Source organism: Amycolatopsis sp. NPDC088138, assembly GCF_044741685.1.
In the GTDB taxonomy this organism is placed as follows: domain Bacteria; phylum Actinomycetota; class Actinomycetes; order Mycobacteriales; family Pseudonocardiaceae; genus Amycolatopsis.
Genome location: NZ_JBIUTB010000012.1, coordinates 60,937 through 79,493, shown reverse-complemented (window position 1 = coordinate 79,493; position 18,557 = coordinate 60,937). Strand labels below are relative to the sequence as shown.

Sequence of the window (18,557 nt, the reverse complement as noted above, 5' to 3'; positions counted from 1 at the left end):
CCCGGGCCACCGCCCGGGGAGAACCGACCGGACGGCAAAGGAAACCAGTGGGGGGACAGGTGGTGACGGCGGTGCCGTGGACCGCGGAACGCGTGGCCGGGCTCGCGCCGGATCCCGCTTCGGAGAAGGCGGGCCGGGCGCTCGCGACACCGGCGAAGTGGTCCGGCGCGGGCGTCTCGAGCGAAGCGATCTGGGGCTTTTGCCAAGGCAGCGGCAAAAAGCCGTACCAGACGTGCTGCGAGCTGGCCGAGCCCGCGTTCCGGTGTTCCTGCCCCAGCCGCAAGTTCCCGTGCAAGCACGCGCTCGGCCTGCTGCTGATGTGGGCCGCCGGCCGGATCGACGCCGCGGACCCGCCGGAGTGGGTGCACACCTGGCTCGCCGAGCGCGCGGACCGGGCGCGGAAGGCGGAGAAGCGCGCGGAAGCCGCGGGCCCCAAGGACGAAGAGGCCGCGGCCAAACGCGCCGAGGGCCGCGCGGCGCGCGTCGAAGGCGGTGTCGCGGAGCTGAAGGTGTGGCTGACCGACCGGGTCGGCGCGGGGTTCGCGGGCTTCGACCGCAGCGGGTCCGAGGAGCTGCGCACGGTCGCCGCCCGGATGGTCGACGCCCAGGCGTCGGGCCTGGCGGGCGGGCTGCGGCGGGCGGCCGGGATCGTCGGCCGCCGCGACTGGCCGGACGCGCTGCTGGCCGAGCTGTCGCTGTTGTACCTGCTCGCGGACGCGGCGGGCCGGCTGAATGAGCTGCCGCCCGGGCTGGCGGAGACGGTGCGGACGCGGCTCGGGTTCTCGGTGGAGACGGCCCGGGTCGTGGAGAGCGGCGAGCGCGTCTCGGACGACTGGCTGATCACCGGCGCGGCCGACGAGGAGAACGACCGGCTGCTGACCCGGCGCACCTGGCTGCGCGGGAGTCGCACGGGGCGCGACGCCCTGGTGCTTTCGTTCGCGCCGCCGGGCCGGCCGCTCGACGCGTCGCTGCCGCCCGGGCACCTGCTGACCGCGGAGCTGGCGTTCTACCCGGGCGCCGCTCCCCTGCGGGCGCTCGTGGCCGAGCGGGGCATCCCGCTCCCGGCCCCGACGGCCTCGGGCGGCTCGATCGCGGAAGCGCTGGCGGCGTACGCCACGGCGATGGCGGCGGACCCGTGGCTGGAGCGCTGGCCGGTCCTGCTGTCGGAGGTGACCCCCGCCGAACACGGCGACGGCTGGTGTCTGTCCGAAAAGGACGGAACAGCGCTGCCCTTGGTTCCGTACGCCTTCCCATGGTCCCTACTGGCGCTTTCGGCCGGCGGCCCGCTGACGGTGGCGGCCGAATGGAGCCAGGCAGGCCTGCGCCCGCTGACGTGCTGGCACGAGAACCGGGCGGTCCGCCTGTGACCCCCACCCCCGTGTCGACCCCCCAATCACACGTGTCGACCCCCCAATCACCCGTGTCGTCCATCCAGATACGCGAGTCGTCCACCCAAGTACGCGTGTCGTCCCTCCAGGCACGCGAGTCGCCCCTCCGGGTACGCGTGTCGACCCTCCAGGTACGCGTGTCGACCCTCCAATCACACGTGTCGACTCCCCAATCACGGGTGTCGACTCCCCAAACACGCGTGTCGACCCTCCAGGCACGCGAGTCGACCCTCCAATCACGCGAGTCGACTCCCCAATCACGGGTGTCGACTCCCCAAACACGCGTGTCGACCCTCCAGGCACACGTGTCGACCCTCCAGGCACGCGAGTCGACTCCCCAGGCACGCGAGTCGACTCCCCAATCACGCGAGTCGACTCCCCAATCACGCGAGCCGACCGTCCAGACACGTGTACCGACTCCGTACCCAGACGGGCCGGGATCCCGCACCAACCCACCGAACGAACGCCGGCAGACCAAGGAGGTGCGCTCATGAAAGCCTGGGAAGACCTCGTCGGCACCGCGCTCCTCGGCACCCGCCGCCGGCCGCTCGATCTCAGCGGACAACCTGCCGCCGTGCAGGAGCTTGCCAACGTACGCAGCGAGCCCGCCGAACAGCTGCTGGCCGCCGCCGCGGTGCTCACCACCTACAAGCGGGCCGGGCGGCGGTCGCTCACCGACGTCAAGCCGCTGCCCGTCGCCGCGCCCGACGAACGGCCTTTCGTTCCCGCTCTGGCGCGGGAACGGCTGGCCCGGCTGCTCGCCGCGAGCCATCCCGACCTGCTCCAGGAGTGGCTCGGCATCCTCGCCGGCACGCACTACCGCGTCCCGCCCGAGTTCCTGCCCCTGCTGGCCGAAGCCGCCCGCTCCAAGACGGCCCTGCGCGGGCCGCTCGTCGCGGTCGCCGGGCCCGTCGGGGCCTGGCTCGGGCAGCGGAACCCCGACTGGGCCTTCCTGGCCGCGCCCGCCGAAGAATCCGGTGACGTCTGGCAGTACGGCAGCCTCGCCCAGCGCCGCCGCTGGCTGGCCGCCCGCCTGATCGACGACGCCGGCGCGGCCCGGGAAGCGCTGACGACGTCGTGGAAGAGCGAGCCCGCCGACGTCCGCGCCGACTTCCTCGGCGTGCTCGCCGGGCACGTCCGGGACGACGACGAGGACTTCCTCGAAGCCGCCCTCGCCGACCGCGCGGCCGCCGTCCGGGAGAAGGCGGCCGACCTGCTCGGACGGCTGCCGGACACCCGCCACGGGCACCGGATGGCCGAGCGGCTGCGGCCGCTCGTCCGGCGCCACGGCCGCGTCCTCGACGTCGCCCTGCCCCAGACCGAACGCGGCAAGGACGAGGGCACCGTCCGGCTGCGGACGCTGGTCTCGGCCGCACCTTTATCCTTCTGGACGGAGTTCGGGCCGCCCGCCGAAGTGGTGCGGATGACCGTCGAGGGCTGCCCGCCCGGCGTCCTGCGTGACGCCTGGGCCGCCGCGGCCCTGCGCCAGCGCGACGAAACCTGGGCGCACGCCCTGATCGGCGCCGACCCCGGCGGGCGCACCACCCCGCCGCTGCTCGGGGTGCTGGGCGCGGCGAGCCAGGCCGCCACCATCGGGCACCTGGTCGGGCGGCTGCCCACCGAGTCGTTCGCCCGGCTGGTGCACGAGCTGCCCCGGCCGTGGACCGCCGAGCTGGGCACCGCGCTGCTCGACTGGATCGCCCGCCAGGACGACCACCGCCTGGTCTCGCACGCCGCCGTCGTGATCGCCCGCGCGGTCCCGCCCGGCTGCCTGCGCCACCCGCTGGCCACCACCCGGCTGACCATGGACGCCGGGCCGTGGCGCCGGGCGCTCACCGAAACGTTGAACTTCCGCCGCGAAATGTACGAGGAGCTCGCATGACCGCCCCCGCCACCGTCCTGAGGCCGCACGCCGAACAGGAGCACGCCGCCGAACTGGCCGCGCTGGCCGCCAACGACGACCGGGCCAAGCCGCCCAACTGGAACCTCTCCCCCTGGGCGGTCGTCGAGTACCTGCTCGGCGGCACCCTGCCGGACGGCACCGTCATCACGCCGAAGTACGTCGGCCCGCGGCGGCTGATCGAGGTCGCCGTCGCCACCCTCGCCACCGACCGCGCGCTACTGCTGCTCGGCGTGCCGGGCACGGCGAAGACGTGGGTGTCCGAGCACCTGACCGCCGCGATCAGCGGCGACTCGACACTGCTGGTGCAGGGCACCGCGGGCACGTCCGAGGAGTCGATCCGCTACGGCTGGAACTACGCCCGGCTGATCGCCGAGGGCCCGAGCGCAGCCGCCCTCGTCGAAAGCCCGGTGGTGCGTGCGATGCGCGACGGGAAAATCGCCCGGCTCGAGGAGCTCACCCGCATCCCGGCGGACGTCCAGGACACGCTGATCACCATCCTGTCCGAGAAGACGCTCCCGATCCCGGAGCTGGGTGACGAGGTCCAGGCGCGGCCCGGCTTCAACATGATCGCGACGGCGAACAACCGCGACAAGGGCGTCAACGAGCTGTCCAGCGCGCTGCGGCGGCGGTTCAACACCGTGGTCCTGCCGCTGCCCGACAGCGCGGAGGCGGAGATCGAGATCGTCAGCCGGCGGGTCCTGGAGCTGGGCACGTCCCTGCAGCTGCCGGCCGAAGCCGCCGAGCTGGCCGAGATCCGCCGGGTCGTGACGGTGTTCCGCGAGCTGCGCTCGGGCCGCACCGAAGACGGCCGCACGGCGGTGAAGTCGCCGTCCGGCACGCTGTCCACCGCCGAGGCGATCAGCGTGCTCACCGGCGGCCTGGCCCTGGCGACCCACTTCGGTGACGGCGTGCTGCGCCCGCACGACATCGCGGCCGGCATCCACGGCGCGGTGGTCAAGGACCCGGTCGCCGACCGCGCGATCTGGCTGGAGTACCTGGAAACGGTCGTCCGCGAGCGCGACGGCTGGTCCGACTTCTACCGGGCGGGCCAGGAGATTTCGTGACCATCACCCACCTGCTCGGCATCCGCCACCACGGTCCGGGCTCGGCCCGGGCCGTGGCGGCGCGGCTGGCGGAGCTCGAACCGGACGTCGTGCTGATCGAAGGGCCGCCGGAAGCCGACGCGCTCGTCGAGCTGACCGAGGACCCGGCGATGGCGCCGCCGGTGGCGCTGCTGGCGTACGCGACCGACGACGTCTCGCGGGCCGCGTTCTGGCCCTTCGCCGTGTTCAGCCCCGAGTGGCAAGCGCTTGCGTACGCTCGCGAAGCCGGTGTCCCGGTGCGGTTCTGCGACCTGCCCGCCGCGAACACCTTCGCCGCCGGGCCGGACGAGCACGCCGGGCCGCCCGGCGACCCGCTCGCGTCGCTGGCCGCCGCGGGCGGCTACGACGACCCGGAACGCTGGTGGGACGACGTCGTCGAGTCGCGGCGGGACAACGCGTCGCCGTTCGAGGTGATCGCCGAGGCGATGACCGCGCTGCGCGAGGACGAAAAACCGCCGCAGGGCAACGAAGCACGCCGTGAGGCCTACATGCGCTCGGTGCTGCGCAAGACCCGCAAGGACGGCTTCGAGAACATCGCCGTCGTGTGCGGTGCCTGGCACGTGCCGGCGCTGGCCGACCCGCTGCCGCCCGCGTCGCACGACCAGAGCGTCCTCAAAGGACTGCCGAAGCGGAAGGTCGCGTGCACCTGGGTGCCGTGGACGCACGGACGGCTCGCCGCGGCCAGCGGCTACGGCGCGGGCGTGCTGTCGCCGGGCTGGTACCACCACCTGTTCACCACGGCCTCCGACGTCACCACGCGCTGGCTGGCCGGTGTCGCGGCGGTGCTGCGCGAAGAGGACCTGCCGGTCTCGACCGCGCACGTCATCGAGGCCGTCCGGCTGGCCGAGGCGCTGGCCGCGCTGCGCGGCCGGTCGTCGGCCGGTCTGGCGGAGGTCACCGAAGCCACCCGGTCGGTGCTGTGCGGCGGGGACGACGTGCAGGTCGCGCTGGTCACCCGGCGGCTCGTCGTCGGCGAACGGCTCGGCGAGGTGCCGGACCGCGTCCCGCAGCCGCCGCTGGCCGCGGACCTGACCGCGACCGCGAAACGCCTGCGGCTCAAGAAGGACCCGGTCGTCAAGGAGCTCGACCTCGACCTGCGGACGCCGGGCGGCCTCGACCGCTCGAAGCTGCTGCACCGGCTGCGGATCCTCGGCATCGAGTGGGGCACGCGGGAGGCGTCGGCGCGGCGGAACCGGGGGACGTTCCGGGAGACCTGGGCGCTGTGCTGGGAACCGTCGTTCGAGGTCGACCTCGTCGCGGCCGCCGTCCACGGCACGACTGTTCCGTCGGCGGCCACCTCCGCGGTCCGCGGCACGGTCGAAGGCACCCCGCCGCTCGACGAGGTCACCACCGCCGTCGAGAACTGCCTGCTCGCGGACCTGGCCGACGCGCTGCCCGACGCGCTCGCGGCGCTCGACGCGCGGGCCGCGGCCGACTCGGACGTCGCGCGGCTGATGTCCGCGCTGCCCGCGCTGGCCAGGGCGACCCGCTACGGCGACGTCCGCGGCACCGACACCGGCTCCCTGCGCGCGGTCGCCCTCCGCATGCTGGACCGGGTCTGCGCCGGGCTGCCCCCGGCGACCCACGGGATCGACGACGACGCCGCGACCCGGTTCTGCAAGCTGGTCGACGGCGTCCACGACGCCACCGCGTTGCTGGGCGAGGACGCGAAGGCACGCTGGCTGGCCGCGCTCGCGCGGCTGGCCGAACGCCCGTCGCTGCCGCCGCTGCTGGCCGGGCGGCTGACCCGGATCCTGCACGACGCCGGGCTGCTCGGCTCGCTCGACATCGAACTGCGGCTCGGCCGGGCACTCACGCCGGGCATCACCCCGTCGGCGGGCGCGGCGTACGTCGAGGGCTTCTTCGACGGCGGGGCCCTGCTCCTGGTGCACGACGAAGCCCTGCTGCAGGTGATCGACGCCTGGCTCGCGGCGATCCCCGCCGACGTCTTCACCGAGGTGCTTCCGTTGCTGCGGCGCACTTTCGGGGCGTTCAGCGGGCCCGAGAAGCGGGCGATCGGGCAGCGGGCGGCCGGGTTGACCGGCGCCGCGCGGGCCGTCGTGCCGACGGCCGACGAACTGGACGAGGAACGGGCCGAGCGCGTGCTGCCCGTCATGGCGACTTTGCTGGGGGCCGGAGTATGAGCGTGGACACGGACCGGTTGCGCCGCTGGCGGCTGGTGCTGGGCGGCGAAGGCGGCGGGCCGGGCTCGGGACTCGAAGACGCCCAGCTGTCCGAAGAGGACAGTGGCGTGGACAAGGCCCTGGCGGCCCTCTACGACAAGCCGGACGAGGAGTCCACCGGCGGCCCGCGGAGCGCGAACCTGGGCGCGTCGGCGCCGCGGGTCGCGCGCTGGCTCGGCGACGTCCGGCGCTACTTCCCCAGCACCGTCGTGCAGGTGATGCAGCGCGACGCGGTCGACCGGCTCGGGCTGACCCGGATGCTGCTGGAGAAGGAGCTGCTCTCGGCGGTCGAGCCGGACGTCCACCTGGTCGGCACCCTGCTCTCGCTCAACAGCGTGCTGCCCGAGGAGACCAAGGAGACCGCGCGCGAGGTCGTCCGCAAGGTCGTCGAAGAGCTGGAGGAACGGCTCGCCGACCGCACGCGCGCGGCGATCAAGGGCGCGCTCGACAAGGCGTCGCGCACCCACCGGCCGCGTCCGGGCGACATCAACTGGGCCCGCACGATCCACGCCAACCTCAAGCACTACTCCCCCGAGCTGCGCACGATCGTGCCGGAGAAGCTGATCGGCTTCGGCCGGCGGCAGCAGGCGGTGCAGCGCGACGTGATCCTGGCCGTCGACCAGTCGGGCTCGATGGCGGAGTCGGTGGTGTACTCCGGGCTGTTCGGCGCGGTGCTGGCGTCGATGCGGGCGCTGAAGACGTCGTTCGTCGCGTTCGACACCGAGGTCGCCGACCTCACCGAGCACCTCGCCGACCCGGTCGACGTGCTGTTCGGCACCCAGCTGGGCGGCGGCACCGACATCAACCGCGCGATCGCCTACTGCCAGGGCCTGGTCGGCCGCCCCGAGCAGACGCTGCTGGTGCTGATCAGCGACCTCTACGAAGGCGGCGACGAGGACGAGCTGCTGCAGCGGATCGCCGAGCTGGTCAACTCGGGCGTCCAGGTGGTGACGCTGCTGGCGCTGTCCGACTCGGGCGCGCCGTCGTACGACCACGAGAACGCGGCGGCGCTGGCCGAGCTGGGCGTCCCGGCGTTCGCGTGCACCCCGGACCAGTTCCCGGAGCTGATGGCGGCCGCCGTCCGCGGTGACGACCTGCAGGCCTGGGCTGCCCGCGAGAGCAGCTGAGTTGCGGGATTAAACCCACCCCGGCCGCTGTTGAAGCCACCGTGGGACGTTTTCGGGGCCCGCACCGCCGACCAGGAAGGGACGGCTCACCATGAAGGTCCGCAGTTCGCTTCGTTCGCTCGCCCGCCAGCCGGGCGCCCAGGTCATCCGCCGCGGGACGCGCGTGTTCGTCATCAACAAGGACAACCCGCGCTCCAAGGGCCGCCAGGGCTGAGCAAAGACGGCCGGGCCCGGAACCACACGGTTCCGGGCCCGGCCGTTTTGCTGCCCGCGGGACTTCAGCAGTGGTAGTCCATCCGCAGGGTCCCGATCAGGCCGTACCAGTTGGCCGGAAAGTGGCCGGTCGCGAACCACCGGTACTGCAGGCTGCTGTCCGGCAGGTTCTTCGCGAACTCGTTCCCGTCCGGGGTGTTCGGGAACGTGTTGCCGAGCAGGCCGAGCTCGGCGCCGTTGCGGTCCAGCACGTGCACCCACATCAGCCAGGCGTCGTTGTCGTCGCTGCTGGTGACCGTGCCGTCGAACGAGGCCGTGCCGTCCGGGTTCAGGGTCCAGCTCGCGCCGTGGAACAGGGTGCAGTCACCGGAGTGCAGGTCACCGTTCCAGGTGAAGCGGATCCCCGCGGCCGTGGACGCCGGAGCCGCGGTGACCGTGGACGGCTGAGCGGCCGAGGCCGGGGTGGTGAGCGCGAACCCGCTCGCCAGGACGGCCAGCGCCACCGCCGTCGATTTCGCCAGGGAAACGAACTTTCGTCGCATCAGGTGTTCCTCCCGTAATCACGTGAATGCGTACGTCCATCACCGTGACACGGCCGGGAATCGATCACCAGAAGCGAACGGACACGGAATTCCACCCACAGGGGCGGCCTTTCCGCTGCCCGAAAACGCAGGCTAAGCGGGCACCGGGGATTCCGCGCGGCCAAAGCGCATCACGCCGTCCTCGAGGCGGTTGAAGCGCATGTCCGCGAGGTCCAGCAGGTAGTTCTGCCGCATCATCCAGGGCCGTCGCTCGCCTTGCTTCGGCAGGTTCGCGGCGGCCCGTTTGATGTACCCGGACGCCAGGTCGACGATCGGGCGCGGACGGCCCGCGCTCGACGCGCCGGCCGCGTCCGGGGTGCACGACACGAACCCGCGGCGGTCCATGTGTTCCAGGAGGCGGCAGACGTACCGGGACGTCAGGTCCGCGCGCAGCGTCCACGAGTTGTTCGTGTAGCCGACGCACCACGCCAGGTTCGGGATGCCGCCGAACATCATGCCCTTGTAGGCGCGCTGCTCCCCCGGCTCGATCTCGCGGCCGTCGACGCTCAGCGTGATCCCGCCGAACGCCACCAGCCGCAGCCCGGTCGCCGTCACGATGACGTCCGCGGGCAGTTCACGGCCGGACTCCAGAAGCACGCCGCCAGAAGTGAACCGCGTGATCCGGTCGGTCACGATGTCCGCCTTGCCCGAGCGCAGCGCATGGAAGAGGTCCGCGTCCGGCACCAGGCACAGCCGCTGGTCCCACGGGTTGTAGTCCGGCACGAAGTGCGGGTCGACCGGGATCGACGCGGGCAGCTGCGCCGCCACCCGGTCGCGCAGGGTCCGGGACGCCCGGTCCGGCAGCCGCCGCAGCAGCTGGAAGAAGAACGTGCCCATGACGACGTTCTTGCCGCGCACCACCCGGTGCGCGAGGTTCTCCGGCAGCAGCGCGCGGATCCGGTCGGCGAGCGCGTCCCGCCCCGGCCGCGCCACGATGTACGACGGCGAGCGCTGCAGCATCGTCACGCGGGCCGCGCGCGGGGCCATCGCCGGGACGAGCGTCACCGCCGTCGCGCCGCTGCCGATCACGACGACCTGCTTGCCGTCGTAGTCCAGCTCGTCCGGCCACTGCTGCGGGTGCACGATCTCGCCCGCGAACTCGCCGCGGCCCGGGAAGTCGACGACGTGCCCGCCCGCGTAGTCGTAGTAACCGCTGCACAGGTAGAGGAACCGGCAGGTGAACGTGGCTCCGTGCGCGGTCGAGACCGTCCAGAGCGCGTCGGCGGACGACCAGCTCGCGGCGGCCACCCGGTGCCCGAACCGGATGTGCCGCTCGATGCCGTACGCGGCCGCGGTCTCGCGGACGTAGGCGAGGATCGACGGGCCGTCGGCGATCGCCTTCGCGTCCTTCCACGGGCGGAACGGGTAGCCGAGGGTGAACATGTCCGAATCGGACCGGATGCCCGGGTACCGGAACAGGTCCCAGGTTCCCCCGATCGTGTCACGCGCTTCGAGGATCGCGTAACTCTTGCCCGGCAACCGTTCCTGGAGACGGCAGGCCGCGCCGACGCCGGACAGGCCGGCGCCCACGATCAGGACGTCCACGTGCTCCGCGCTGGTCATGAAATCCAGCGTAACGGAGGTGGGGACCCCGCCGGGCCGGGTCGGGGCACCGGCCCGGCGAGGAAACTACGGCAGCGGCACGACCTTCGTCGCACCGAAGGTGCCCTTCAGCGGTACCACCACGGACTTCCCGCGCACCGTCACCGTCACGCTGTCCTGCGTCTGCGTCGGGTCCGACACCGCGAGCTGCCGGCCCCAGCCGCACCGCCCGATCGCCACGGACGCCGGCCCGGACACCCGCACGTCGCCGACCGAACCCGCCGCGAAGAAGTTCGCCAGCAGGGTTTCACCGACCTGGACCGCCTGGACCGTCGCGGTGTTGGCCCGGACCTGCCATGCCGAAAACACTCCGGCCGCGCCGACCGTGCCGAGGACCGACGCACCGGGCAGCACCGCGTACGCGTACTTCGCGTTCGACGGCTTGATCCCATGCTCCAGCACCAGCTTCTGGTACCGGCGCGTGTTCGGTGTCGTGGTGCCCTTGGTGTTGGCGCCGGTGTCGATGTCGCGCCACGCGCCGGTGCGGTCCTCCCGCAACGCCGTCACGGACGCGTCGTCGAGCAGGACGTACCCGCTGACGTTCTCCAGGTGCAGCCACTTCGGCCGCAGCGCGGAGGCCTTGCCGAGGTCGGTCGCGACGCGCCGGAAGTCCGCGGTCAGCGCGCCCTTACCGCCCTCGCCGAGGTTGCGGTTCTCGATCGTCGTGCGGACCGCCGACGCCGACGTGCTGGTGATCCCGGCGCCCAGGCAGACGACCCCGGACGGGGTGAAGAACCACGACTTCTTCGCGACCAGCGAACCGTCCCAGGACTTGAAGTCGAACGCGTAGGCGCCGTGCTTGTCGTCCCAGCGGACGCCGCCGGTGTGGGGGTTCGGGCCGACCGGCACGTTGCCGAACGCCGGGTCGACCGGGCCGTCGTTCTCGGTCGTGCCCGGCAGCAGCAGCGGGTCGACAGTCGGCCAGTACGCGTCGGTGTAGTGCCCCTTGGCGTCGGGCAGGAACGTGTAGAGCACGCCGTCGCCGACGTAGTAGCCCTTGAGGTTCTGGCCGTTGATGGACTCGTAGCGGGAGATCCGCGTCGAGCTGACGCCGAGCGACGACGTCCAGTCCTCGGTGACGTGCACCATCCGGTCCTGCTGGCCGAAGATCCGGTGCGCGGCCGTCGTCCGGGCGGGGCGGGTGTGCGCGGCGAGCATGTCCTGGGCGAACTCGATGCCCGGCGTGGCCACGAGGTCCGGGCCGGGCGCGAACCGCTCGGGGTCCGGGATCTTGAGGAACGGCGCGTACGTGCCCTCGGTGATCCACTTCGCGGCCAGCGCGTTGAGGTCGGTCTTGGTCTTGCCCGCAGCCGTGCGGGCCAGCACCAGCGTCGCGACGGTCAGCTGGTGGCCGATGTCGTGCGCGGTCTCCCCCTGCCGCGACAGCATCCGCCCGCGTACCGGCTCCAGCAGCGCGCCGGCGTAGACGAACGGCGCGAACGCGTCCGCGACCAGCGCGTAGATCTTGTCCTTCAGCGGCTGCGGGAGCGCGTACTCGGTGCCCTGCGTGACGTGGATGGCGCCGGCCAGCGCGGTGAGCAGCACGATGCCGTAGTGCCCGGGGTACGGGATGGTGTCGTGCTGGATGAACGAGCCGTCGACGTGGAAGCCGTCGCCCGCCGCACGGTCCAGCCGCGCGACGACGCTCGCCGCACCTCCGCCCGCGACGTCGGTGAGCGCGTCGATGCCCGTCTTGATCCAGGCCGCATCACCGATCAGCGCGCCGGCGACGATCGAGATCAGGCCCTTGTCGGCGCGATTGGCGCCGGTCTCGACGAGCGCGGTGTTGTTCGCGCGGACGTTCGGGTTGCCGACGAACCGCTTGATCGGGCTGACGTACCGGGCCAGCTCGTCGGCGGTCAGCTGGTCGGCGACCACCGACAGCGTGTGCAGGACGTAGTACGGGACGCCGATTTCGTAGGTGTACCAGTTGCCGATCTCGCCGACCGTGGTGTTGTACTGGCTTTGGTAGATCAGCTCCAGCGCGGCCTTGATCCGGGTCAGGACCGCGGGATCACCGTAGAGCGCGCCGCCCGGCGTGCCCCAGTCGACGGCGATGGCGCGCAGCCGCGCGTACATCGACGTCGTGTAGTCGCTGCCGGGACCGAGCGGCAGGTCCGTCCACAGTGGAGCGCCACCGCCCGCCACGGACAGGCTGTCGTTGTACGCCTTGGCGACGCGGCCCACGTTGGCCAGCGCCGCGGTGCGTTCGGGCGAGGGCCGGTTGATGCCGCTCTGCAGCTGCCGGTAGGCCGCGACGATCGGCGCGGTCGCGGCGGGAACGCCACTCGCCGCCGCCACCGGGGTGGCCGCCGAAGCGAACGCGGGACGGGTGAGGAACACGGTGGAAGCGGCCGCCAGGGCGCCGCCGCGCAGGGCGTTTCTCCGGTTCACGGGCATGACAATGCCTCCCAGGATCAAGACATCCTTGGCTTGCGGGAAAAGGGAACAGAAACTGCGGCGGCGTGGGTGGAACGCCCCGGCACTTTCACGTGAAAGCGCCGGGGCCAGGTGGGCACTTTCACGTGAAAGTGCCGCGTCGTCGGGTCAGCGGGTTCCGTCGGTGCGCCGGGGCAGCTGCCAGGGGTTGGCCTCCTGCAGGGGTTCGGGCAGTAGCGCGTCCGGGAAGCCCTGCCAGGCGATCGGGCGGAGGAACCGCTCGATCGCCGCGGTGCCGACGGACGTCGTGGTCGGGGCGGTCGTGGCCGGGTACGGGCCGCCGTGCTGCTGGGCCCAGCTCACCGTGACGCCGGTGGGCCAGTCGTTCCACAGCAGCCGGCCGGCGACGCGGGCCAGGGACGGCAGGACCGGCCGGAGCCAGTCCGCGTCGGACTCCTCGCCGTGGATCGTGGCGGTGAGCCCCGGTTCGACGACGTCGAGCAGGCTCAGCAGCTCGGCCTGGTCGGCGTAGGTGACGATCAGGGACGCCGGGCCGAAGCACTCCTGGTGCACGGCCTCGCCGCCCTCGAGGAACTGATTGCCGGTGGTCGCCAGCAGCGTCGGGGTGAACGCGGGCGCCTCGGACGGCGACGCCGACACGACGTCGACCCCCGGCACCTCACGCAGCTTCGCGAGCGTCGAGGCGTACCCGCTCGCGATGCGGTCGTTGAGCATCGGCTGGGGCGCCGCACCTTCCAGCGCCGAGCGCAGCGTCTCGGTCAGGCCGTGGTCCTCCGGCAGGAAGAGCAGGCCCGGCTTGGTGCAGAACTGGCCGGCGCCGAGGGTGAACGACCCGGCGTAGCCCTTCGCGACGGCCTCACCGCGGGCGGCGATCGCGCCCTCGGTGACGACGACCGGGTTCACGCTGCCCAGCTCGCCGTAGAACGGGATCGGCCGCGGCCGCGCGTTCGCGATGTCGAACAGCGCCCGCCCGCCCGGGATCGACCCGGTGAACGACGCCGCCGCGATCCGCGGGTCCTTCAGCGCGGTGACGCCCTCGTCCTGGCCGAAGATCACGTTGAACAGGCCGGCGGGAGCACCCGCCTTGAGCAGCGCCTCGCGCACGATCAGGCCGGTCTGCGCGGACAGTTCCGGGTGGCCCGGGTGCGCCTTGAGGATCACCGGGCAGCCCGCGGCCAGCGCCGACGCCGTGTCGCCACCGGCGACGCTGAACGCGAACGGGAAGTTGCTGGCCGCGAACACCAGCACCGGGCCGATCGCGGTCTTGACGCGCCGGATGTCCGGGCGCGCCCCCATCGGCCAGTCCGGGTCGGCGTGGTCGACGGTGGCGCCGAGGTACTCGCCCTCGGTGAGGACCTCGGCGAACAGGCGCAGCTGGAACGTGGTGCGCTTCAGCTCGCCGGCCAGCCGCGGGGTGGCGGGCAGGTGCGTCTCGGCGTGGGCCAGCGGGACCAGTTCGTCGGCCGCGGCGTCGAGCGCGTCGGCGACCGCGGTCAGCCAGCGGCCGCGGTCGGCCGGGGTGGCCTCGGCGGCCGGGCGGGCGGCTTCGGCGGCGGCCGCCAGGATCTTCTCGAGCGTGGCGGCGTCGGTTGCCTGGCTCATTTCGGGTACAGCTCCTCAGTTCTCATGGGCGGCGGCGGTGGCGGTGTCCAGGTCGCGCCAGCGGCCCGGACCGGCCAGTCCGAGGTGGTACAGGTGCAGCTCGGCCGCGCCCGCTTTGGCGAGCTCGCCGACGTAGGCGGCGATGTCGGGCACGGGGGCGGCCGCCACGGCGGTGATGTAGCTGCCGATCGCCACCCGCTCCGGCAGGGCCTCCCTGGCCGCGGCGACGGCGTCGGCTCCCGTCGCGGGCGCCCAGCCGAACAATACGACGGAATCGGCGTCCTCGATGGCGCCCGGCGTGAGGCCGGGCAGCGCGCCGGTGACCCACGGGTCGAGCGCGCCGTGCAGCACGATCCGGGTGCCCTCCGGCAGCGTCGCCAGCACGGCGGCCCGCAGCGCGTCGGTGGCGGCCTGCCGGACCCGCAGCAGCGTCTGGGTCAGCGACGGCGGCAGGGCGTCGGCCGTGACGCCGAGGTCGCCGGTGGCGACGAGCCGCCGGACCTCCTCGACGAGCTGGGCCCGGACGGTGTCCGCATCGACGTCCCACGAAGAAGCGCACGCGTCGCAGCAGCAGATCGACAGCAGCCGGGCCACCGCGGGCGCCCACACACCGTCGGTCTTCTCGTGCTGGTGCTGGTGCACCGCGCCGAGCGGACCGCAGGCTTCGAGGATCACCGACGACAGGTCGAGCCCGGCGACGGCTTCCGCGGTCAGCGCCGCGGCGTACTCGCGCACCGCGGGCCGCGACGGGCAGAGCGCCCACGGGTAGACCTCGCCGAAGCAGTTCCGCACGGCGACGTCCGGGTGCTCGTAGCCGAGCTGCGAGTTGTGCGTCAGCACGATCCACGCGGCGGCCGGGATCCCGGCCTCGTTGAGCAGCCGGACGGCGTCACCGCCACTGTCCTCGGAGGACACCCAGTCAGGCGCGGCCGGGCTCAGCGCGCCCCAGGCGCCGGAGCGCACCGGCCGGTAGAACGCGGCGTGCCGCGCGACCACCGCCGTGCGCGAGGCCGACCACGGCGTCGCCGCGCGGGTGCTGTGGTACGACAGCGCCACGGCCACCTCGTCGACGCCCAGATCGCGGGCCCGCGCGGCGAACCCGGCCTCCAGGACGTCCCACGGGTAGGCGTATCCGGTCACCTTCACCGGGTCACCACCTCGCCGTGTTGGGCTCGAAACCCTCGACGTACTTGCGCATGTAGGTCACGTCGTCCCGTTTTGTCTGTCCACATCGGACGTAGTTCTCGTGCAGCTTCGCCAGCGCGTCCTCGTCGATCGTGACGCCCAGGCCTGGGGTCGTCGGCACCGCGACGGCGCCCTCGCGGAACTCCAGCACACCCGGGTTGATGACGTCCTCGACCTTCCACGGCCAGTGCGTGTCACAGGCGTAGGTCAGGTGCGGAGTCGCGGCGGCGACGTGCACCATCGCGGCCAGGCTGATCCCGAGGTGGCTGTTGGAGTGCATCGACAGGCCGACGCCGAAGCTCTCGCACGTCACCGACAACGACTGCGTCGCCCGCAGGCCACCCCAGAAGTGGTGGTCCGAAAGGAGAACGCCGATCGCGCGCGCCCGGAAGCCGGGCTCGATGTCGCCGAAGTTCACCACGCACATGTTGGTGGCCAACGGCATCGACGCCCGCTCGGCCACCTGGGCCATGCCCTCGATGCCCGGTGTCGGGTCTTCGAGGTACTCCAGGACACCGTCGAGTTCCTCCGCCACGCGAATGCCGGTCTCGACCGTCCACGCGGCGTTAGGGTCGATCCGCAGCGGGTGCCCGGGGAACGCCTCGGCCAGCGCGCGGATCCCGTCGACCTCCTGCGCGGGCTCGTAGACGCCGCCCTTGAGCTTGATCGAGCGGAAGCCGTACTCGTCGATCATCCGCTTCGCCGAGCCGACCAGGGTTTCCGGCGTGGTGATCTCGCCCCAGGAGTCCTCACGGCCGTCGATGTGCTTGCCGTACTTGTAGAACAGGTACGCGGAGAACTCGACGGCGTCGCGGGCCTTGCCGCCGAGCAGGTCGGACACCGGGCGGCCGAGCAGCTGCCCCTGCGCGTCCAGGCAGGCGACCTCGAACAGGGAGTACACACTCCCGACGGTCTTGCGGATGGAGAAGCCGCCGATCAGCCCGTGCGCGTCGGTCAGCACCGTGCCCGAGAGCGCGTTCGCGACCAGGCGCTGCAGGCCGGGCAGGTCGAAGACGTCGTGGCCGCGCAGCTGCGGCAGCACCTTGCGCACCTCGCCGAGGAACGCTTCGTCCCCATAGGACTCACCGAGCCCGACGATCCCGTCCTCGCACTTGACCTGGACGATGCCGCGCAAGGCGAACGGCTCGTGCACGCCCATGACGTTGAGCAGCGGCGGGTCGGCGAACGCGACCGGGGTCAGCACCACATCGAGGATCTTCATCAGCCGAGCGCCTTCAGCGTCGCGAAGCCGTCCTCCACGATCTTCTGCAGCCGGTCGATCTGCTCCGTCGTCGGCTCGACCAGCGGCGGGCGAACCGAGCCGACCTTGTCGCCGCGCAGCCGGGCGGCGGCCTTGACCAGCGACACGGCGAAGCCGGGCGACTCGTCGCGCAGCGCCACCAGCGGCAGGTAGAACCCGGCGAGCAGGGTGTCCATCACCGCGGTGTCACCTTCGGCGAGCGCGCGGTGGAAGCGGTGGGCGATCTCCGGCGCGAAGCAGTGCACGGCCGAGGAGTAGCGGGCGACGCCGATCGAGGCGTACGCCTTGGCCGAGACCTCGGCGGTCGGCAACCCGTTGAAGAACAGGAAGTTCCGCGCGCGGTCGGTGTCGAGGGAGCGGATCGTGGTGACGATCCGGGTCATCACCTCGACGTCGCCGTAGCCGTCCTTGAGTCCCACGACCGAGGGAATGTCGAGCAGCGACGCCGCGGCCGGCGCGGTGAAGACGCCGGTGCCGCGGTGGTAGACGATTACCGGCACGGACGTGTCGCCGACGGCGTAGCGGACGAAGTCGACCAAGCCCGACTGCGGCCCGGACACGAGGTACGGCGGCAGCAGCAGGACGCCGTCCGCGCCACCGGCCGCGGCCGCCGCGACCCCGGCCCGCGCCGACGCGGCGCCGCCACCGGCGCCCACCCAGACCGGCACGCGGCCGGCGGCCACCTCGCGGGACCGGGCGAGCACCGCGGCGTGCTCGGCGGGCGAGAGCGAGCTGAACTCGCCGGTGCCGCACGCGACGAACAGCGCACCGGCGCCGGCCGCGATGTGGCTCTCCACGTTCTCCGCGAGCGCGTCGAGGTTGACCTCGAGGTCCTCGCCGAACGGGGTGAGGGGGAACGCCAGCAGGCCGTCCAGCTCGATCTCGGTCTGTGCCATCAGATTCTGCTCTCTCGTCCTTTTGTCGGTTTCGGCCGTGATCGGCGCTGCTTCGCGGTGCTGCACCAGGTCCCCCATGCCTCCGTTGTACTCGAGCGGCTTCACTGGCACATGAGCGAGCGAGACGATGGCATGCGCGGCGGGGGTGCGAGTCCCGAGGACCTATTCACATCCTTGAACGCAGTCTGTTATAGTGATTATGTTCATCCATAAGAACGCTGTTCGGGACGCTAATATGGCCGGAGTCACAAGTCAACGGCCGGACGGAGGCGCGAAAATGCCGCAGAAGGTGGACAACCCGGCGGTGACCGACGGCGCCCCCGCCGAGTCCTCGGGCGTGAAGTCCGCGCGCCGCGCGGTGGACCTCATCGAGACCTTCGCGGCCAACGACGTCTGGCTCTCGCTCTCCGACCTGCACGCGCGCACGGGGTTCCCGCGCTCCTCGCTGCACGGGCTGCTGCGGACCCTCCTGGAAGCCGGCTGGCTGGAGGCGGACGCCAACACCGCCCGCTACCGCCTCGGCGTCCGCGCCCTGATCTGCGGCACGGCCTACCTCGACCGCGACGCTGTCGTCCCGTTCGCCACCGAGGCCCTCGAGCGGATCCGGGAGAAGACCGGTTTCACCGCGCACTTCGCGCGCCGCAACGCCACCGAGGTCGTCTACCTGGAGACGCGGGAGTCGCAGCGCTCCACGCACCTCGTCTCGCGCGTCGGGCGGACGCTGCCCACGCACGCGACCGCGCTGGGCAAGGCGCTGCTGGCCGAGCTGACGCACGACGAGATCGAGGCGCTGATGCCGCCGTCGCTGATCGCGCTGACCCCGAACACCATCACCTCGCTCGACGCCCTGCACGCCGAGTGCGCCGCGACCCGCGAGCGCGGGTACGCCGCCGAGATCGAGGAGGGCACGCTGGGCGTCCGGTGCGTCGCCGCGGTGATCCCCTACCGGATCCCGGGCACGGACGCGATCAGCTGCTCGATGCCCATCTCCCAGGTGACCGACGCCGACGCCCAGCGCGTCGGCGAGCTGCTCGCCGAAATCACCACCGAGCTCGGGCAGCAGCTGCGCCGGGCCGGGATCCGCTGACCGCCGCCCTTACCGAGAGGAAGTCC

14 protein-coding genes are annotated in these 18,557 nt (G+C 72.4%); 7 read left to right on the top strand and 7 right to left on the bottom strand.

The annotated features are described in order from the left end of the window. Positions 1-47 precede the first annotated feature (47 nt). The 6 genes from ACIOD2_RS48845 to ACIOD2_RS48820 all read left to right on the top strand — a co-directional run bounded on the left by ACIOD2_RS48845 (position 48) and on the right by ACIOD2_RS48820 (position 7,918). A complete protein-coding gene (locus tag ACIOD2_RS48845) occupies positions 48-1,367 on the top strand; it encodes an SWIM zinc finger family protein (RefSeq protein WP_400552900.1) in 1,320 nt (439 codons plus the stop codon). Between the two features lie 511 nt (positions 1,368-1,878). After that, positions 1,879-3,270, top strand: coding sequence for a DUF5691 domain-containing protein (locus ACIOD2_RS48840; RefSeq protein ID WP_400552898.1), 1,392 nt, complete (start codon positions 1,879-1,881; stop codon positions 3,268-3,270). Next, on the top strand, positions 3,267-4,355 hold the full coding sequence (locus ACIOD2_RS48835; protein WP_400552896.1) for an AAA family ATPase: 1,089 nt from the start codon (positions 3,267-3,269) through the stop codon (positions 4,353-4,355). Before ACIOD2_RS48840 ends, ACIOD2_RS48835 begins: the two co-directional genes overlap by 4 nt. Further along, entirely contained in the window at positions 4,352-6,538 is a 2,187-nt protein-coding gene (locus ACIOD2_RS48830; protein ID WP_400552895.1) for a DUF5682 family protein, read from the top strand. Before ACIOD2_RS48835 ends, ACIOD2_RS48830 begins: the two co-directional genes overlap by 4 nt. Continuing rightward, a complete protein-coding gene (locus ACIOD2_RS48825) occupies positions 6,535-7,704 on the top strand; it encodes a VWA domain-containing protein (protein ID WP_400552892.1) in 1,170 nt (389 codons plus the stop codon). The genes ACIOD2_RS48830 and ACIOD2_RS48825 overlap by 4 nt, the downstream gene beginning before the upstream one ends. A 91-nt stretch (positions 7,705-7,795) precedes the next feature. Beyond that, positions 7,796-7,918 carry a ribosomal protein bL36 gene (locus ACIOD2_RS48820; RefSeq protein WP_323325885.1) on the top strand — a complete coding sequence of 41 codons (123 nt, stop codon included), beginning with the start codon at positions 7,796-7,798 and terminating at the stop codon, positions 7,916-7,918. A gap of 64 nt (positions 7,919-7,982) precedes the next feature. Here the strand turns inward: ACIOD2_RS48820 and ACIOD2_RS48815 are convergent, their stop codons facing one another. The 7 genes from ACIOD2_RS48815 to ACIOD2_RS48785 all read right to left on the bottom strand — a co-directional run bounded on the left by ACIOD2_RS48815 (position 7,983) and on the right by ACIOD2_RS48785 (position 17,444). After that, entirely contained in the window at positions 7,983-8,459 is a 477-nt protein-coding gene (locus tag ACIOD2_RS48815) for a DUF6294 family protein (RefSeq protein ID WP_400552890.1), read from the bottom strand. A 132-nt stretch (positions 8,460-8,591) separates the two neighbouring features. Next, on the bottom strand, positions 8,592-10,061 hold the full coding sequence (locus ACIOD2_RS48810; RefSeq protein ID WP_400552888.1) for a flavin-containing monooxygenase: 1,470 nt from the start codon (positions 10,059-10,061) through the stop codon (positions 8,592-8,594). Positions 10,062-10,127: 66 nt separating this feature from the next. Continuing rightward, complete coding sequence (locus tag ACIOD2_RS48805) at positions 10,128-12,500, bottom strand: polysaccharide lyase 8 family protein (protein WP_400552886.1); 2,373 nt, start codon at positions 12,498-12,500, stop codon at positions 10,128-10,130. 147 nt (positions 12,501-12,647) lie between these two features. Continuing rightward, positions 12,648-14,102, bottom strand: coding sequence for an aldehyde dehydrogenase (NADP(+)) (locus ACIOD2_RS48800; RefSeq protein WP_400552883.1), 1,455 nt, complete (start codon positions 14,100-14,102; stop codon positions 12,648-12,650). Positions 14,103-14,117: 15 nt separating this feature from the next. Beyond that, positions 14,118-15,248 (bottom strand): hypothetical protein, encoded by a 1,131-nt coding sequence (locus tag ACIOD2_RS48795; protein ID WP_400552882.1) that lies wholly within the window; start codon positions 15,246-15,248, stop codon positions 14,118-14,120. A 4-nt stretch (positions 15,249-15,252) separates the two neighbouring features. Continuing rightward, positions 15,253-16,509: a glucarate dehydratase family protein gene (locus ACIOD2_RS48790; protein WP_400552881.1), complete on the bottom strand. Its 1,257-nt coding sequence runs from the start codon at positions 16,507-16,509 to the stop codon at positions 15,253-15,255. Next, entirely contained in the window at positions 16,509-17,444 is a 936-nt protein-coding gene (locus ACIOD2_RS48785; RefSeq protein ID WP_400552879.1) for a 5-dehydro-4-deoxyglucarate dehydratase, read from the bottom strand. Before ACIOD2_RS48785 ends, ACIOD2_RS48790 begins: the two co-directional genes overlap by 1 nt. A gap of 277 nt (positions 17,445-17,721) precedes the next feature. Here ACIOD2_RS48785 and ACIOD2_RS48780 point away from each other — a divergent pair, with 277 nt between their 5' ends. Beyond that, positions 17,722-18,531: an IclR family transcriptional regulator gene (locus ACIOD2_RS48780; RefSeq protein WP_400552877.1), complete on the top strand. Its 810-nt coding sequence runs from the start codon at positions 17,722-17,724 to the stop codon at positions 18,529-18,531. Positions 18,532-18,557: the final 26 nt, after the last annotated feature.

Bases quoted from the DNA above. Each gene is read 5' to 3' on its own strand.
- ACIOD2_RS48815 (WP_400552890.1), bottom strand. From the start codon at position 8,459: ATGCGACGAAAGTTCGTTTCCCTGGCGAAATCGACGGCGGTGGCGCTG.
- ACIOD2_RS48790 (WP_400552881.1), bottom strand. From the start codon at position 16,509: ATGAAGATCCTCGATGTGGTGCTGACCCCGGTCGCGTTCGCCGACCCG.
- ACIOD2_RS48805 (WP_400552886.1), bottom strand. From the start codon at position 12,500: ATGCCCGTGAACCGGAGAAACGCCCTGCGCGGCGGCGCCCTGGCGGCC.
- ACIOD2_RS48810 (WP_400552888.1), bottom strand. From the start codon at position 10,061: ATGACCAGCGCGGAGCACGTGGACGTCCTGATCGTGGGCGCCGGCCTG.
- ACIOD2_RS48825 (WP_400552892.1), top strand. From the start codon at position 6,535: ATGAGCGTGGACACGGACCGGTTGCGCCGCTGGCGGCTGGTGCTGGGC.
- ACIOD2_RS48800 (WP_400552883.1), bottom strand. From the start codon at position 14,102: ATGAGCCAGGCAACCGACGCCGCCACGCTCGAGAAGATCCTGGCGGCC.
- ACIOD2_RS48785 (WP_400552879.1), bottom strand. From the start codon at position 17,444: ATGGCACAGACCGAGATCGAGCTGGACGGCCTGCTGGCGTTCCCCCTC.
- ACIOD2_RS48820 (WP_323325885.1), top strand. From the start codon at position 7,796: ATGAAGGTCCGCAGTTCGCTTCGTTCGCTCGCCCGCCAGCCGGGCGCC.
- ACIOD2_RS48780 (WP_400552877.1), top strand. From the start codon at position 17,722: ATGCCGCAGAAGGTGGACAACCCGGCGGTGACCGACGGCGCCCCCGCC.
- ACIOD2_RS48840 (WP_400552898.1), top strand. From the start codon at position 1,879: ATGAAAGCCTGGGAAGACCTCGTCGGCACCGCGCTCCTCGGCACCCGC.
- ACIOD2_RS48835 (WP_400552896.1), top strand. From the start codon at position 3,267: ATGACCGCCCCCGCCACCGTCCTGAGGCCGCACGCCGAACAGGAGCAC.